Source organism: Pontibacter qinzhouensis, assembly GCF_008017455.1.
Lineage (GTDB): Bacteria > Bacteroidota > Bacteroidia > Cytophagales > Hymenobacteraceae > Pontibacter > Pontibacter qinzhouensis.
On the sequence record NZ_VRTY01000052.1, the window covers coordinates 26,791 to 43,293 of the forward strand.

Below are 16,503 nucleotides of genomic sequence, written 5' to 3' on the forward strand. Positions count from 1 at the left end.
TACCGTGTAGATAGATATTTATGGACCATTGTTGTACCGGACTACCAGTTAATGCCTCACTTCCACGCTACTCCAAAAAGCGACAGATATGTGACAGCATTAACTGAAAATTTCAGTACAAATTAAGTTGTAAAATTACTTTATCTATTTATCCGAATATACTTAAATATATGATATGGTCACATTATTTTGGACAAAAAGTACAAAAAAATTCTTAGGTAAATACATATATGTTGCTACAGTTCCTGATAGGCAAAATTTTCTATGAATTAAGGCTGCCATAGCGTTAGTTCCTACCTATTTATTGCTCTTGCTTACAGGTGCAATTTTTCAGACTGGAAGAATCATGTATAGTACAATTAAAGTTGCTACTGAACCAGTTACGGCGCACAGGCAGGAATGCCTGCCGCACTGTTAAAATAATTAGCAGGGTTTTAGACACTAATCTTTAACTTTGCAGCCTTCATCAAGTACATGGCACTTCTTTTATCAGGAAGTGGTTTAAACGTAATATAACTTAACAGACATGAAAAAATTATTTGCACACGTCGCAATGCTTGCTGCACTTTCTTTAAGCGCTTGTTCAGAAAACAAAACCGAAACAACAGATGCTCATGGGTCGCTCCAGGATGCTGCTGCAGGTGCTATTGTAGTAGAATCACCATCTTTTAGCTCTGTTCCGGACCCTGTTAAAACCCAAATTGCATCGTTGCTCAGCGAGTACCTGAAGCTGAAAGATGCGCTCGTTGAAGAGAGTGCACAGAATGCCAAAGCTGCCGCTGCCAACATGGTAGAACTAACGAACTCGATGCCAGTGGCGACTTTAACAGGCGAACAAAAGGAGTATGCCGAACAAAGAACTGCCAACATTCAGGAAAAAGCATCGGCCATAGCGGCTACCACCGACCTGGGTGCACAACGCCAGCAACTGGAGGAGTTATCGGAGGCTACGTTTGCCCTTACCAAAGCCTTTGGTGCTGCTGACTCAGACTTATATTACCAGCATTGCCCGATGGCGTTTAACGATAAAGGTGCCTATTGGCTGAGCTCAGAAAAAGAGATCCGTAACCCGTACTATGGTAAAAGCATGCTCAAGTGCGGCACTAACGAAGAAGTTTTCACTAATTAAAATATGGTCACACAGGTTCCAAAGCTTTGCTTCAGCCGGTGTTGATCAAAATAATGAAAGCAAAATGCACGGCTGGCTGGCTGTGCATTTTTGCTTTGAGCTGGTGCAGCATGTGTGGAGGCCTCAAAAGAGTGGCAAAAACGTCTGGCAGCTAGAATATTCCCATTAATTTCCGTTCTTTTGCTTTCTTGTTTTTACCTGTAAGGTCTGCTTTAGTTACTGTTGCATTCTAGTGCAGCTGCTCCAGACTTGGCTCCTTTTTATTTTTAATGTATATGAAAGTTGTTACCATAGTAGGTTTAGGACTTATAGGTGGCTCTATTGCCAAAGACCTGCGCAAAGCCGATCCTGCGCTCACGTTTATCGGCGTAGACAAAAACGCTGAAAATGACAGGCTCGCTCTCCAGCTAAACCTGGTCGATTCGGTGTTGCCACTTAAAGAAGCTGTTGCTGCCTCCGATCTCATTTTTCTGGCGATTCCGGTTACGGCTATCCGGCAGCTGCTCCCCCACCTGCTCGACATTATGCCATCTCAAGCTGTTTTAATTGACCTCGGCTCTACCAAAAGCCAGCTTTGCAAGGCTGTGGAAGAACACCCCAACAGGCAGCAGTTTGTAGCCGCTCACCCTATTGCCGGTACCGAAAACTCGGGTCCTGCCGCTGCCCTGGAAGGTTTGTATCAGGGCAAGATGAACATAATCTGCGAACGCGAAAAGTCGTCGGAGGAGGCACTGGCCACAGCATTGCAGGTGTTCGACACGCTGGGCATGAACACCATTTTTATGCAGCCCGAAGACCACGACAAGCAGGTGGCCTATATTTCACATCTTTCGCACGTGAGCTCATTTCTGCTCGGCCTTACCGTGCTCGACGCTGAAAAAGACGAAAAGAACATTTTCACGCTGGCTGGCTCTGGTTTTGCCTCCACTGTCCGGTTAGCCAAAAGCTCCCCTGATATGTGGGCTCCTATTTTCGAGCAGAACTCGCAGTTCCTGAGCCAGGCCCTGAGCGAATACATTTTTTACCTGCAGCGTTTCCAGCAGTACCTCCAAAACAACGACCAGGAAAAACTGTATGACATGATGAAGCAGGCCAACAAAATACGGCCGGTACTCGATGGCATTACCCAGGCAGCTGAAGCTCCTGCTAAATAATCAGGCATAATTATTCTAATGGATTTGCCCTTCCGAAGCCTTTTTAGCTTTTAGGTGTCAAGGGTCAGCGCGCTTAGTTTGGGCTGAACTTAAGTACCGATGAAAGCGAGGAGCAGCTACGTATTGTGGTGAATGACTTTGCCGAGTTTTGAGAGAGATTGCCTGCGGTGTTTCTTATATAGGCACGATGTTGTGCAGCTACTAAAATCAAACCATAGAGTAGTATCGGAAAAATGACCTTGCGTCAGTGGTCGCTTCCAAATTATTCAAATAAAAACAGCCTCCAGAAGGTTTTACATCCAAATTTTGTCAAGGGTATACCTGACATGCTTTAGTAGAATAACCTAAGCAAGGCTGCTCCTGGCTATTAATTGTTAGCTGGGAGCAGCAGCCATTTTTCTGACACATAACCACAATCTATCCTTAAAATTAGATTTTTTTTGACTAACGTAGAATAAGCACATTATCTGAAAACTGCCTCTACAGATCATAACAATAGCTATGGGAGAAACATGCCATATATGATGGAATCATGGGGGATAACTTTAAAGATTTGCGAGTAAAATCAAATCTAGTTCAGGTTACTTTATATTTTAATCACTTTATAGTATATTCGATAATCTAATTCAGCTTATCCATATTTATTACATATTAGCAGAATACACTTCCGTTAATGCCAAAGTTGGCATCGATCTAATAATAGACTAATGAAAAAAAGAACCTTAATCGTTTTAATCTTGATCTTGAAGGTAGCAGTTTCAATAGCACAAGAAAATTATATTGATAAGTTTGAAGGATTACAAAACAAAAAGGTAATTGCCGTAGGTGAATCTGCTCACGGAGTTAAAGAATTTGCAGAATGGAACATTAATCTTTTTAAGGAACTTGTGAGAAATGGAGTTGCTCAGACTTTTATGCTTGAGAATGATTTTTCGAATACAAAACAACTCAATAGATATATTTCTGAATCGACTTATTCTTCTGTCTTGGATTCTTTGATGAATGAAAACCTTAACAACATATGGCAAACCAAGAAGATGAAAGAGTTTCTTGAATGGGCAAAGGATTATAATGCAGGCAAGGAAGAAAACGAAAAGATCAAGTTGATAGGTTTTGATTCTCAGAAAGGTAATTACGCGATAAAGGAGATTTTGAAATTCATAGACAGTAATTATCCTGAATTTAGAAACGAATTGTCAGGCAAAGGATTGGAATTGCTTTCTCAAATAAAGCATAATAAAAATTACAATATAAAAAAGCTTTCGAAAGATGAACAACAGTTAATGAAAAGTACATTAGATAACTTAAATGTACTGTTCACGCACAAGATCGACGCTAATGAAAGTATTCAAATTGATGTATTAGCACTAAATCATGCCTGGGAATATGAAAATGCAAACCCTTTGAATTTCACTGTAATTCGAGACAGAAACATGGCAACCCTTTTTAAAGAGGCAACTAAAAACGAAACAAAGCCAGTTTTCATGTGGGCTCATAATGGGCATATAAATAAATCAAATACATCTTTTTACAAACCCATAGGATTCCACCTATTCAAGGAGTATGGAACAGAATATCTCGCAATTGGATTAGATTTCAAAGAGATAAAGGATAGCAAAAACAACGTAGCAATAAAAGACAGTAATTGGCTGGCAAACAAAATTGAATTTGACAATAATGATATTCAGATAATAAAAACGAAAGGAATTGGTACGTATGTAATCAGGGAAGCTAGTTTTAGCCTACAAAAAAAAATGAAGTTGAAGAATGACAATGAATTTGATTATATAGTATACTTTAGAGAATTAAAAAAATAATGGCAGCAACAGCTACCTTAATTTAGCGTTTCAAAGGAATGTAATTTTACATAAAAGAGTTTTTAAGCCCTTTGTCTATTTCACCAATTCCTGTATAAACTCTTTCACCTCTTCCAAAAACCAAATAGCCCCAGCACCTTCTACAGATGCCGGGGCTACTCATTTTTGTCACTTCTGACATTCGGTGTTAACTGCTGAAAGGCAAAGCAATTATTCTAATGGAAATGGCCTTCAGAAGGAAAATTGACCGAAAAGCGCCAAGGGTATTATCGTTAATGCGTGCCTACATTAACGATATCGGCGAACACACCGGCTGCCGTAACCTCGGCTCCTGCTCCGGGGCCTTTTACAACCAGTGGCCTTTCCTTGTAACGCTCCGTGGTGAAGGAAATGATATTATCGCTGCCCGATAGCACAAAGAACGGGTGGCTTTCATCTACCATTTGCAGTGTAATTTCTGCTTTGCCATCTTCTAACTTACCAATAAACCGGAGGGCACGGCCGCTTTCCTCTGCCTGCTCCTTCAGCTTATTAAAGTAATCATCGGCTTTTTGCAGTTCCTCGTAAAACTCCGGCACCGACTGCGCATGCATGCACGATTCAGGCAAAATGTTCTCGATCTGCACATCACCAGCCTCTAAAGCATAACCAGCATCGCGGGCCAGTATCAGCATTTTACGCATAAAGTCGGTGCCGTTCAGGTCGTCGCGCGGGTCTGGTTCGGTATAGCCTTTCTCCTGCGCCATCTTCACCACATCGTGGAAGGTAACATCGCCTTTAAAGTGGTTAAAGATAAACGAGATGGTTCCGGAGAGTACCGCTTCAATCTTCAGCACGCGGTCGCCGCTCATCATCAGGTCCTGGAGGGTGCGTACAATCGGGAGCCCGGCTCCTACGTTGGTTTCATAGAAAAAGTCTACACCATGCGTATGTGCGGTATCTTTAAACAGGCGGTACTGGCTGTAAGACGAAGAGTTGCCAATTTTATTTGAAGTTACAATAGACACGTTTGAGCTGAAAATCTCTTCGTAATACGTAATAGGTTTCGGGCTGGCGGTGTTGTCTACAAACACGCAGTTCGGCAGGTTCAGCGACTGCATTTCTGAGATGAACAAGCCCAGGTCGGCCGGTTTGCCCTGCTCATTGAGCTGCTGCTGCCAGCTTTCCAGTGTTATGCCATCGAGGTCGAAGAGCATTTTGCGGCTATTTGATACACCGATTACTTTTACCTGAATGCCGTTGTGTTTCTGCAAAAATTCGCGGTGGTCGAGCAACTGGCGGAACAGCGTTTTGCCAATGTTGCCCGTGCCGAGGCAGAACACGTTCAATGTCTTTTTCAGGTCGGTAAAAAAGGCATCGTGCACGGCATTCAGCGCCTTGGCCAGGTCCTGCTGCGAAATGATAACCGAGATGTTGTGCTCCGAAGAACCCTGGGCAATGGCGCGCACGTTCACCCCGTTCCGGCCAAGCGCAGAGAACAGCTTACCCGAAATGCCTGGTGTCTGTTTCATGTTCTCGCCTACAATTGCCAGCACCGAAAGCCCTTCTTCAATCTCCGGTTTCTCCAGCTTCTCGGCCTGCAGCTCCAGCTCAAATTCCCGCTCAATCAGTTTTTTGGCTCGCGGAGCATCTTCTGGTTTAATGGCAAAAGTAATGCTGTGCTCCGATGAACTTTGCGTAATCATGATCACACTGATCTGCTCGTGCGCCAGCAGCGAGAACAGTTTACCGCTAAAACCGGCTCTGCCAACCATGCCGCTCCCTTGCAGGTTTATCACGCTGATTTTGTTGATCGACGAGATGCCTTTTATCGGGAGGTCGGAGGTGCCGCCGCTGTGGCTGATAACAGTGCCAGCAAGCTCCGGATTCAATGTATTTTTAATAATGATCGGAATCTTCTTCAGAAAAGCCGGAATCATGGTGGGCGGGTAAATTACCTTTGCCCCGAAAAATGACATTTCCATGGCCTCGTTGTAAGAGAGGTCGCTAAGGGTAAAGGCTTTTTTCACCCACTTCGGGTCGGCAGTCATCATACCGTTAACGCCTGTCCAGATCTGGATTTCCTGGCAATTAAGTGCCGCTCCTACAATGGCTGCCGTGTAGTCGCTGCCACCTCGGCCCAGGGTTGTGATCTGGCGTTGCATGTCGCTGGCCACAAAGCCTGTAATAAACAGCAGTTTGTCTTTGTGGCTGTGGTAGAAGGTGCTCACCAGCTGGTCAGTCAATTCTGTATCTACGCGGGCATTGCCAAAGTTGCTGTCGGTTTTAATCAGGTCCGACGACTCCACAAACAGGGCTTCCGGAAAAAACTGCGACGCAATTTTGCTGATAAGTAGTGTAGAGCATTTTTCGCCATAGCTGATAACCAGGTCGTGCGCTCTTGGGGTACACTCTTTCAGGCTGCGGATAGCGCTAAGCAGTTGGTCTACTTCGCTGAAATATTCCTCCAGTTGGGCCTGCACCGGCTCCTGAAGCTGGTTGGGCAGCATTTCCGTTACAATAGCACTGTGTCGTTCCTTCAGTTTTGCCATCGATGCCTCATAATCTTCTCCTGCCGCTGCGTCCTGGGTCATTTTCAGGAGTAAATTCGTAATGCCGCTCATCGCCGACAGTACCACCACAGGCTTCTCTCCAGACTGTATTTCCTGCCTGATGATGCTGAGTAAGTTTAAGATACCTTCAGATGATCCTACTGAAGTGCCTCCGAATTTTAATACCTTCATATAGTTTGTGATAAAAAAAACGCCTTCCTGTTCAGGGAAGGCGCTTACCGGTTATTTTTCTAGATTTAAACCAAATAATCTCCTTCCCCATGCATTGTACCAATGATGGTGCTAATAATAGAGATGATGATGGTTGTACCTGTTGCTTTCATTTATTGATGACCAAGTTATATATTAAATTTTTAATTCAAGCAAAAATCAACTCATTTTTTAAAAAATTGCAGCTAATTCTCACTTCTAAGAACCAAAATCATAAGTCAGCCTGTAAATTTGGATGAACGTTTATCTCTGGCTTTAGTGCTTGGCCAGACGCTCGTATGTCTGAAAGACGCTGCGAGGTTATCCGGGCTATCTTAAATCAGGCATTTAACATTTTTACCATTTAGCAATTTAACAATCAACAACCAAATTATTCGAATGAAAATGCCCTTCAGAAGGTTTTCAGGCATTATGGATCCAAGGGTTTAGCACCTACCTTTGCACCTGATCTGAATTTATTGATTACATGAACCAACCTACTACCTGGAGCGAAATAGAAGTGGCGGAGGTGCGGCAGAAATCGAAGCTGGTTTCGAGCAGAAGCATACAACCATTAAAGATTCTGAACCCCGGCTCCCACTACAGCAGCTGCCATGTAGTGCTCTCGAGTTACGGCGGTGGCATGGTGGCAGGCGACAAAATATGGCTTAAGGTAAGGTGCGGTGCTAATGCCAGGCTCTTCCTGAACACACAAGCAAATACAAAGATATTCAAGTCTCTGGCCGGCGAAACAACTGAGCAGCTACTACAAGGCGACCTGGCAGAAAACGCACTGGCAGTGGTGTTCCCGGACCCGGTGGTGCTGCAGGAAGCCAGCCGGTACAGGCAGGTACAGCATTGGCACCTGCAGCCCGGTGCACTGCTGTTCTTAGTCGATTGGTTTCATTCCGGCCGCATGGATCTGGGCGAACAATTTGCCTTTACTGCTTTGGCCTCTGAACTTAAAGTGTGGTTAAATAGAAAACTACTTATTTTAGATCGATTTTCTTTTCGCCCTGAAGAACACATAGCCACATCGCCAGCCAATTTTAATCACTACCATACCATTTTCTCAGCCTACCTGATTGGTACGCCTGCCAATAGCCGCTTCGAGCAACTGGCAAATCAGCTCCTGCAACTAAAAATGCAGGAGGCCACAGGGCTGCACTTCAACATACCTGCCAACGATTTTGTTGTAACGGTAACGAGGGTAAAGGAGGAAGTAGTGCTACTGCGTGCGATAGCCAAAACTCGTATCGACCTGCTGCCGCTCTGCGATAAACTGATGCAGGAACTGGCCTCAGCAGATTACCTTGGCTATAACCCGGTTCGACGTAAGTTCTAAGTACCACCATACCATAATAAGCAGCAGGTAAAAATACTGCTCCCTTAGGTTACTTTCAGGCACGTCCGTATGCTGAGGTTACGCTATTACCAGTGTATCAGCGACAAATGCATGCAGAAAATATTGTTGTATGACACCCATAAGGCCCCTGTTGCTCCCGCTGCAACTGTTCCTCATGCTAACAGCACAGCTGGCTCCAGCTTATAAAGACAGCAGAACGAGAAGATGCTGCTGAAAGTAATTGGGAATACCAGCTTAAAATGAGAGATTTGCGAAATATCAGCTAGACAGAAAATGAAGGTATTAAAATTCGGGGGGAAATCGCTTGGTAACGGAGAACCTGTTAAAAGCGCGATCGACATCATCCAAAAAGAGCAGAGCACCGAGGCGGTGGCCCTGGTTATTTCGGCGCGCGGCCAAAGCACAGACCTGCTGCTGGCACTTTATGCCAAGGCAGTGGCTGGCGCAGATGTCACACCCGACCTCGAAAACTTTTTTGCCTATCAATACATAAAAGGCCTGAACCTCGACCTGAGCAGCTACCAGACAGAACTTCAGCAACTGCTAGAGGCGCTACAGCTCCTGGGCGTTACCAACAACAGAATTAAAGACCGTGTGGTAGCGTTTGGCGAAGTGATAAGTGCGCTAACAGTTACAGAACTACTCCGGCAGCAAGGGCTGGATGCGGTGTTTGCCGATGCCCGCCAGCTGCTTGTTGGCCGCTGTGTGGCAAACGATGTGGCCGTAGATTTCGCGCTTTCAAAAGAGAAAACTACTCGCTTTTTCAGCGCCTTGGCTCCACAGCAAATCCCTGTTATTACCGGTTTTATTGCCTCAGACCCGGAAGGCAAAACGATTACACTTGGCAGAAACGGCAGTAACTACACCGCCACCCTCATCGCCAGTTTTATTCAGGCAACAGAGGTACAGAACTGGACCGATATAGACGGTGTTTACACCGCCAGCCCGAAATATGTAAAAAATGCCCAGAAAATTCCGCACCTGAGCTACCGCGAGGCAAACGAACTGGCCAACTTTGGTGCCCGTATATTGCATGCCAAAACCATTCTGCCCCTGGTAGAGAGTGGTATTCCGCTGAAGATTTTCAGCAGCTTTGCCTATGGCCGCGAAGGAACCCTGATAGATGAAAAAGGCTCCGGCAAAGGCATTAAAGCTGTTTCAACCATAGAAGATGTATCGTTGGTTAGCATAGAAGGTCGTGGCCTGCTAGGCAAGGTAGGCATTGATGCCCGCATATTCAGTGCCCTGAGCAGCAACAGCATCAGCGTACGGCTTATTTCTCAGGCATCATCTGAAAGAGGCATCGGATTTATTGTAAACAAAGAAGATGCGCAGCTTACCGAGCAGGTACTGACAAAAGAATTCAGCGAAGAGCTGGGGCACCAGGATATTTCCCGCATCCAGGTGAATAACAACATGGCCATTATCGCGATTGTGGGGCGGCATAACTATTCACTGGAGAAAGCTATTTACGGCTTACGCAGAAACAAAATCTGGCTGCACCTGATCAGCAACAGCATTAACGGCGAGCACATTTCGCTGGTAGTTGATAACCAGGACCTGAAAAAAGCGGTGAACGTGGTACATAACCAGGTGTTTGGTGCCATGAAAACCTTGAACCTGTTCGCTTTTGGCAAAGGAACCGTGGGTGGCAAACTCCTTGACCAGCTTGTAAGAACTGGCGATGACGTAATCCGGCGCCGAAACCTGATGATCAGAATAGTAGGTGTGGCCGATTCTAAGAAAATGATCTTCAGCGAAGATGGTTTTACTCACAACTGGCGCGAAGAATTAGCCGCCAGCCAGCAAGCCACCGACTTCGGCAACATTATTAATCTGCTGAAAACTTCTGGCCTGGAGAATATTGTTATAGCCGACAATACTTCGTCGCAGGAGCTTACGGAGCAATACCCGGTTATCGTTAACAGCGGTTTCGATATAGTGGCTTCCAACAAAAAAGCAAATTCTATTTCATACGCTTTTTACGAAGGCCTGCGCAACGACCTGAAGAAGAGAGGTAAGCTGTTCTTCTATGAAACAAACGTGGGAGCAGGTTTACCGCTGATCGATACCATCAAGCACCTGCACAACTCATCCGACAAAATAGAACGTATTCGCGGCGTTTTCAGCGGCTCGTTGAGCTATATTTTCAATAAGTTCTCAGTGGAGGGCAAAAGTTTTTCGACCATTTTAACGGAAGCAAAAGAAAAAGGCTACACAGAACCGGATGCCCGCGAAGACCTTTGTGGCCTGGATGTTGCCCGTAAACTTATTATACTAGCCCGTGAGGTTGGTTTGCAGACGGAGCTGGAAGATGTGGAAGTGGAAAGCCTGGTGCCCCCTTCACTGGCTGCCATTGGTCCTTTTGAAGAGTTTATGGCACAAGCCGAAACACTGGATGCGTATTTTGCCACTATAAAAGCCTCTTTAAATGAGGATGAGGTGCTGCGCTATGTTGGCGATTTAATGGTAGCCGAAAACAAGCTAACGGTGTCGCTGGTAAAGGCAAGCAAAAATTCTCCTTTAGGCAATATCCAGAATGCCGATTCGCTTTTCGAAATTTATACGGAAAGCTACGAAACCCAACCCATTATTATACAAGGAGCAGGTGCCGGCGCAGAAGTTACTGCCCGGGGCGTTTATTCCGATTTGATCCGGATTGGCGGGCACTACTAGAGCTGGTAGTTCCAAACCCTTTTTTATCTGTTGGAAGCTTCTTAATTTCATTCTGCCGGATTTAGACTGAATTTTTAAAAAAAAATCGGTTTCCAGAGCAAAAGATTGCTGCAGTTGCTGCTGATAAAATGTTTCGTTGTTAACAAAACGCTCACAGGTCCTGGAGACGCTGTAAAGTTTTTGTGCTGCTACCGTCTGTCTTCCCGCACCGACAGGAGGGCTTTTTCTTTGGCGGCTTTAATGTGGTTAATGATCACATCGAGGTTATAGCCATCTACAGCACGGGCAAAGACAAAAGGGCCTTCGCCGCGCATTTTCTTCGAGTCTCTTTCCATAACGCCTAAGTCGGCGCGAACCATGGCAGCAATATCTATTTTGTTGATGACGAGCAAATCAGCTTGTGTAATACCGGGGCCGCCTTTTCGCGGAATCTTATCGCCCCCGGAAACATCGATCACATAAATAGAATAATCTACCAGTTCCCGGCTGAAGTGAGCGGCCAGGTTATCGCCTCCGCTTTCCACAAACAGGAAATCCAGCTTGTAGTCGAACTTTTTCATCAGCCCCTCCAGCGCATCCATGTTCAACGATATGTCTTCGCGTATGGCGGCATGCGGACAGCCACCTGTCTCCACCCCCACAATTCTGTCTTCGCTTAACGCCGATTCCCGGATCAGAAATTCAGCATCTTCTCTTGTAAAAATGTCGTTGGTAACCACCCCCAGTTCAAATTCATTGCGCAGCCGTTCGCACAGCGCCTTGAGCAGGGCAGTTTTGCCTGTACCTACCGGCCCGCCTATGCCTACGGTAAAAGCACGTTTCCGGAAGTTGCGGTAAGAGGGTAGCTTCCGCGTATCTCGTTCGGTATAATCGCCGGGAGTTTCATAGAACTCATGCGAATGCCCGTGCAGTAAAAGCGCTAGTTTATCTACAAATGCCATAGTCTTAGGACACAGGACACAGGACGTAAGACACAGGACTTTTTAAAACAACTAATAAACCTCTATTCATGGCGTGAGCGTTATCCCTCGTAGCTGCTATTCCACGGCCACTGGCCGGCATGCTCTCTATTGGGACCAGAGGCCTCAAAATAGTATACACGAGCGAAGACGCTCGCGCCATGGGAATATTTTAGAAGATTAAACATCTTGTATCCTGTGACTTAGGTCTTGTGTCTTAATTTAATTTTGAAAAAGTTTAGAATAAATATCTTCATGAAACAACTGTGCACTATCCAGCAGAAAAGCTGACCGTATTGCCTCGTGGTGTGTCTTCTCCGACTGCCCTTCCAGCAGGTTCTCGAAAATGGAATAGAAATCGTGCTGCAGTTTATGGCCTTCCATCGGTCCGATAAAACCTAACCGGATGGCAGCGCTTACCTGGTCGCGGAGAGCCATGTGCAAGTACATAGTCTGCACCTCCTTTAACTCAAAACCTGCCCGCTTCAGGCATAGCGCAAATACCAGCACAAAGTGGAGCGGCAGCTGCTGTGTTGTAAACCAAACTGCTAATGCACCTAGGCCAGCCTCCGGGTAAAACGACTCCAGCAGCTTCAGCCAGTTCTTACCTTGCACCACACTTGCTTTATAAATGGTCGGCACCAGCATCATGGCATCATACTCCTCGGCTATTATACGTAGTGGCTCCTGCAAATCCGGTGCTTCTAATTTCATGCAGGAATTTATGAACGGCAGCTCCATACTCACCACTTGCTGAAGGTACGAATACAGGTAGTTGCGTAAGCCGAACAAGTTCTTCACCAGCCCGAACGTTATGCTGCTCTCTAAACCATACGAGTAAGCAAAAGAGCCAGTCGGGATAGACGAATCGACCAGGTGCAGCAGGCGAGCGTACTTCATGGGTTGGTTGTTGGTTGTTCTTTGTTGATTGTTGAATTTGTTCGCAGTTCCTTACAAAACAAAGATGGTTACCTCAATTATAACTCTTAACTCTTAACTTTTAACTTAATGAAGCTCTTAACTTATTAAAACAGATTGTAAAGCTGGGCCAATGGTAGTTTGGTAGCTGGTTCGCAGGTGAGGTGCACGTCGTCTACGGTTACTTTGTAAGTTTCAGGGTCTACTTGAATGTTGGGCAGATAATCGTTTAGGGCCATATCTTTTTTACTTACGCTGCGGCAGTTCTTCACCGCTACCACCTGCTTCTGCAAACCATATTTCTCTTTTACATACGCCACCGATGCCTGCGACACAAACACCATAGATGTTCTACCGATTGCAGATCCTAAGGAACCGAACATGGGCCTGGAGAAAAACGGTTGTGGTGTAGGTATAGACGCATTGGCATCGCCCATCTGCGACTGTACAATAATGCCGCCTTTGATTACCATTTCAGGACGTGACCCAAAAAAAGCAGGCCTCCACAGCACTAGGTCTGCCAGTTTGCCTAGCTCTACCGAACCAATTTCTTCCGAAAAGCCATGAGCCCTGGCCGGATTGATAGTGTATTTGGCGATGTAGCGTTTTGCCCGGAAGTTATCGGAGTCTTTGTCTTCGGGTAGCAGGCCGCGCTGCTGTTTCATTTTATGGGCTGTTTGCCAGGTTCGGGTTATCACTTCTCCTACCCTACCCATTGCCTGCGAGTCTGATGAAATAATGGACAAAGCGCCCATATCGTGCAGAATATCTTCTGCGGCTATCGTCTCTCCTCTAATCCGGCTTTCGGCAAAGGCTACGTCCTCGGGTATATTTTTATCGAGGTGGTGGCAGACCATCAGCATGTCCAGGTGCTCATCTATGGTGTTAACTGTAAACGGACGGGTAGGATTCGTTGAGGATGGTATGACATTCGGCTCTCCGCAGATTTTAATAATATCCGGTGCGTGGCCTCCTCCTGCTCCTTCGGTGTGGTAAGCGTGGATAGTGCGGCCTTTAAAAGCGGCTGTTGATGTTTCTACAAAACCACTTTCGTTCAGGGTATCGGTATGGATGCAGACCTGCACATCGTATTGTTCTGCAATGCTGAGGCACTGGTCTATGGCAGCGGGTGTGGTACCCCAGTCTTCGTGTAGTTTAAAGCCAAGCGCTCCGGCCTCCACTTGCTCCACCAGCCCCTCCGGCTTAGAAGAATTACCTTTGCCCAGGAACCCAAAATTGAGCGGATAGGCCTCCGTAGCTTGCAGCATCATGCTAATGTAAAACTCACCAGGGGTACAGGTGGTGGCGTTTGTGCCTGCTGCAGGGCCTGTGCCCCCTCCTACCATCGTCGTTACCCCCGAAGCCAGCGCCTCCTGTATCTGCTGCGGACAAATAAAATGGATGTGGCAATCGATACCTCCTGCTGTTAAAATCAATCCTTCGCCAGCCACTACTTCTGTTGTAACCCCAACCACCAAATTTAAGTCGATACCAGGCATGAGGTGCGGATTGCCGCCTTTGCCAATACCACTGATGCGCCCATTCTTCACACCGATATCTGCTTTATAAATGCCAGTATAATCTATAACTAAGGCATTGGTAATGATCAGGTCCAAGGCATCGGCCTGTGAAATGCCTGCTGCCTGCCCCATGCCATCGCGCAATACCTTGCCTCCGCCAAACTTACATTCTTCGCCATAGATGCTGTAATCCTTCTCCACTTCCACCACCAGGTCTGTATCGCCTAACCTCACTTTATCGCCTACGGTGGGGCCATACATATCGGCGTAAGCGCGTCGGTCAATTTTAAAGCTCATAGATTTTAATTTTGAATGAGTGGATGAGTGGATGAGTGGATGGGTAATTTTGATGGAATGATTGAGTGAATAGTTGGACTTTGCTCCATCAGCTTCTTTTAAATGAAATACTTCATAGATGTTTATTATTAATGCTGCTAAAATAATTTCTAATTTTTAATTAAGCGAAGCATTAGCTGTTCAGAAACCCTTCTTTCGCTACTTTTTGCATGGCTGCTGCTTTGGTGGTATCAGTCAGTTCTCCATCAATAAGGTTGTTGCCGCCAAACACTTTTCGGTCTCCGGCAAGTGCTACCAGTTGCACCTGCTTCCGTTCGCCAGGTTCAAATCGGACTGCTGTACCTGCCGGTATGTTGAGCCGGTAGCCAAAGGCTTTTTCCCGGTCGAACTGCAGTTTGGCGTTCGTCTCAAAAAACGGATAATGAGAGCCCACCTGCACCGGCCGGTCGCCCATGTTGGTTACCTCCAGCTCCACCACCTCGCGACCTTCGTTCAAGGTCAGCTCCGCCTCCTGCAGCAGGTATTCGCCTGGTACGGCATTAATAAAGTTATCTGGCAGGTCGGTCTGTTCTTTTCTGGTGAGGCCGGAGCCGTAGAGGGCAAGCTCTGGTGTTCCTTTTTCACGGCAGACCGGGTGGTGCACCGTTACCAGTTTGGTGCCATCCGGAAAGGTTCCTTCTACCTGCACCTCGTGCAGCATATCGGCTACGCCCTCCATTACATCCTGCAGCCCCAGAAGCTGTTTGCCTTTGTTCATGAGCGTCGCCACACTTTCACCATCTCGAATAAACTCCAGCAGCTGCGTGGCAATTAGCGCCACTGTCTCCGGGTAATTCAACTTCAGGCCACGGGCGTAGCGTTTTTGGGCTACAATACCCGCATTGTGCAGCACCAGTTTATCGATGTCTTTTGGCGAAAGATGCATAGTACGTTTATTTAATGTTGTGAGAAGGAGGCGCTAGAGCAAGGTGTTTTCGTAAATCATCCAGCTGCCATACCCGATGCAGATCAGCGACGAGAGCACAATGGCAGCAGACCGGATGCTCCGGTTAATTTTCATGCGTTGCGTAAATGGAATACCTAACAAACAGGCTGCTATAAACATACCCATTATAGACCCGATGCCGAACACCAGCAGGTAGCCGACACCCAAAAAGGGGTTACTAACCTCGCTCATAACCGAACCTACCAGTATACCACTTCCGGCCAGCCCATGTACCAGCCCTACCGTGTAGGCAAAGCTTTGGTTGTAGCGCGGTGCCGGCACACGTGCGTAGTTGCTCTTGTTCGTTAAGCGGCTAACTCCCATAACTACCAGCACCAGACCCACCAAGGCCTCCAGGTAACCCGAATTAAAAAGAGTGACGCGGCTCAGAATAATAATGGCACCAATAATGACGATGGTGGTTGTATGCCCAAGTCCCCAGAATATGCCATCTTTGGCAGCTAATAAAAGGCTATCGCGCTTAGAAACAATATTGCTCACGGCAATTAGGTGGTCTGCTTCAAAAGCATGCCCCATACCTACTAGTGCAGCAAAAAAAACAGGAAGTAAAGACTCCAAAATATACGTTCCTTTTTGTGTAAATGAAATATACCTAATCTTCCATAAAGAAAGCAATTTGGCTCCTTATATTTTGGTGCTACCTCAAAAAATATGTTATTCCTAACCATACCCCCTCCTCCTACTAAGGCAGTAGCTGCAATAAACACTTTCTTTATAAGCCAACCCCCTACATCTTTAGCACCTGGTTTTGGCAACTGCAATAATTCTAATAAAAATACCCTTCCAAAGCTATTTCTCTAAAAACAGGTCAAGGGTCAGGGGTATTCTTTTTTGTGTTGAGGCTTTTCATTTTATTGAATTAGGCACTTGTTTAATGGCTAAGAAAGCTGTAAATTGATTGAAATAGAGCTATTTACATG

The 16,503-nt window shown here is 46.0% G+C and carries 11 protein-coding genes; 5 read left to right on the forward strand and 6 right to left on the reverse strand.

Features of this window, described 5'->3' with window-relative positions:
- The first annotated feature begins 526 nt into the window (after positions 1-526).
- From FVR03_RS14115 to FVR03_RS14125, 3 genes are all read left to right on the forward strand, one after another.
- Positions 527-1,129 carry a DUF3347 domain-containing protein gene (locus FVR03_RS14115; RefSeq protein WP_147922408.1) on the forward strand — a complete coding sequence of 201 codons (603 nt, stop codon included), beginning with the start codon at positions 527-529 and terminating at the stop codon, positions 1,127-1,129.
- Positions 1,130-1,404: 275 nt separating this feature from the next.
- Positions 1,405-2,283 (forward strand): prephenate dehydrogenase, encoded by an 879-nt coding sequence (locus FVR03_RS14120; protein WP_147922409.1) that lies wholly within the window; start codon positions 1,405-1,407, stop codon positions 2,281-2,283.
- A gap of 707 nt (positions 2,284-2,990) precedes the next feature.
- Entirely contained in the window at positions 2,991-4,100 is a 1,110-nt protein-coding gene (locus FVR03_RS14125) for an erythromycin esterase family protein (protein WP_147922410.1), read from the forward strand.
- Positions 4,101-4,372: 272 nt separating this feature from the next.
- Here FVR03_RS14125 and thrA (FVR03_RS14130) read toward each other — a convergent pair whose 3' ends face one another.
- On the reverse strand, positions 4,373-6,823 hold the full coding sequence (gene thrA / locus FVR03_RS14130) for a bifunctional aspartate kinase/homoserine dehydrogenase I (protein ID WP_147922411.1): 2,451 nt from the start codon (positions 6,821-6,823) through the stop codon (positions 4,373-4,375).
- Positions 6,824-7,328: 505 nt separating this feature from the next.
- Between thrA (FVR03_RS14130) and FVR03_RS14135 the strand changes: the two genes are divergently transcribed.
- Complete coding sequence (locus FVR03_RS14135; RefSeq protein ID WP_147922412.1) at positions 7,329-8,186, forward strand: urease accessory protein UreD; 858 nt, start codon at positions 7,329-7,331, stop codon at positions 8,184-8,186.
- A 294-nt stretch (positions 8,187-8,480) separates the two neighbouring features.
- Positions 8,481-10,883: a bifunctional aspartate kinase/homoserine dehydrogenase I gene (gene thrA / locus FVR03_RS14140; RefSeq protein WP_147922413.1), complete on the forward strand. Its 2,403-nt coding sequence runs from the start codon at positions 8,481-8,483 to the stop codon at positions 10,881-10,883.
- Positions 10,884-11,071: 188 nt separating this feature from the next.
- Here the strand turns inward: thrA (FVR03_RS14140) and ureG are convergent, their stop codons facing one another.
- The 5 genes from ureG to FVR03_RS14165 all read right to left on the reverse strand — a co-directional run bounded on the left by ureG (position 11,072) and on the right by FVR03_RS14165 (position 16,141).
- Positions 11,072-11,824, reverse strand: coding sequence for an urease accessory protein UreG (ureG, locus tag FVR03_RS14145; protein WP_147922414.1), 753 nt, complete (start codon positions 11,822-11,824; stop codon positions 11,072-11,074).
- A 240-nt stretch (positions 11,825-12,064) separates the two neighbouring features.
- Positions 12,065-12,742: an urease accessory protein UreF gene (locus tag FVR03_RS14150; protein ID WP_147922415.1), complete on the reverse strand. Its 678-nt coding sequence runs from the start codon at positions 12,740-12,742 to the stop codon at positions 12,065-12,067.
- Positions 12,743-12,867: 125 nt separating this feature from the next.
- Complete coding sequence (ureC, locus tag FVR03_RS14155) at positions 12,868-14,577, reverse strand: urease subunit alpha (RefSeq protein WP_147922416.1); 1,710 nt, start codon at positions 14,575-14,577, stop codon at positions 12,868-12,870.
- A 172-nt stretch (positions 14,578-14,749) separates the two neighbouring features.
- Positions 14,750-15,502 (reverse strand): urease subunit beta, encoded by a 753-nt coding sequence (locus FVR03_RS14160; protein WP_147922417.1) that lies wholly within the window; start codon positions 15,500-15,502, stop codon positions 14,750-14,752.
- 33 nt (positions 15,503-15,535) lie between these two features.
- Positions 15,536-16,141, reverse strand: coding sequence for an urease accessory protein (locus FVR03_RS14165; RefSeq protein WP_147922418.1), 606 nt, complete (start codon positions 16,139-16,141; stop codon positions 15,536-15,538).
- Positions 16,142-16,503: the final 362 nt, after the last annotated feature.

Coding starts and splice junctions, on each gene's coding strand:
- FVR03_RS14115 (WP_147922408.1), top strand. CDS start 527: ATGAAAAAATTATTTGCACACGTCGCAATGCTTGCTGCACTTTCTTTA.
- FVR03_RS14120 (WP_147922409.1), top strand. CDS start 1,405: ATGAAAGTTGTTACCATAGTAGGTTTAGGACTTATAGGTGGCTCTATT.
- FVR03_RS14150 (WP_147922415.1), bottom strand. CDS start 12,742: ATGAAGTACGCTCGCCTGCTGCACCTGGTCGATTCGTCTATCCCGACT.
- FVR03_RS14125 (WP_147922410.1), top strand. CDS start 2,991: ATGAAAAAAAGAACCTTAATCGTTTTAATCTTGATCTTGAAGGTAGCA.
- FVR03_RS14160 (WP_147922417.1), bottom strand. CDS start 15,502: ATGCATCTTTCGCCAAAAGACATCGATAAACTGGTGCTGCACAATGCG.
- thrA (WP_147922411.1), bottom strand. CDS start 6,823: ATGAAGGTATTAAAATTCGGAGGCACTTCAGTAGGATCATCTGAAGGT.
- ureG (WP_147922414.1), bottom strand. CDS start 11,824: ATGGCATTTGTAGATAAACTAGCGCTTTTACTGCACGGGCATTCGCAT.
- thrA (WP_147922413.1), top strand. CDS start 8,481: ATGAAGGTATTAAAATTCGGGGGGAAATCGCTTGGTAACGGAGAACCT.
- ureC (WP_147922416.1), bottom strand. CDS start 14,577: ATGAGCTTTAAAATTGACCGACGCGCTTACGCCGATATGTATGGCCCC.
- FVR03_RS14135 (WP_147922412.1), top strand. CDS start 7,329: ATGAACCAACCTACTACCTGGAGCGAAATAGAAGTGGCGGAGGTGCGG.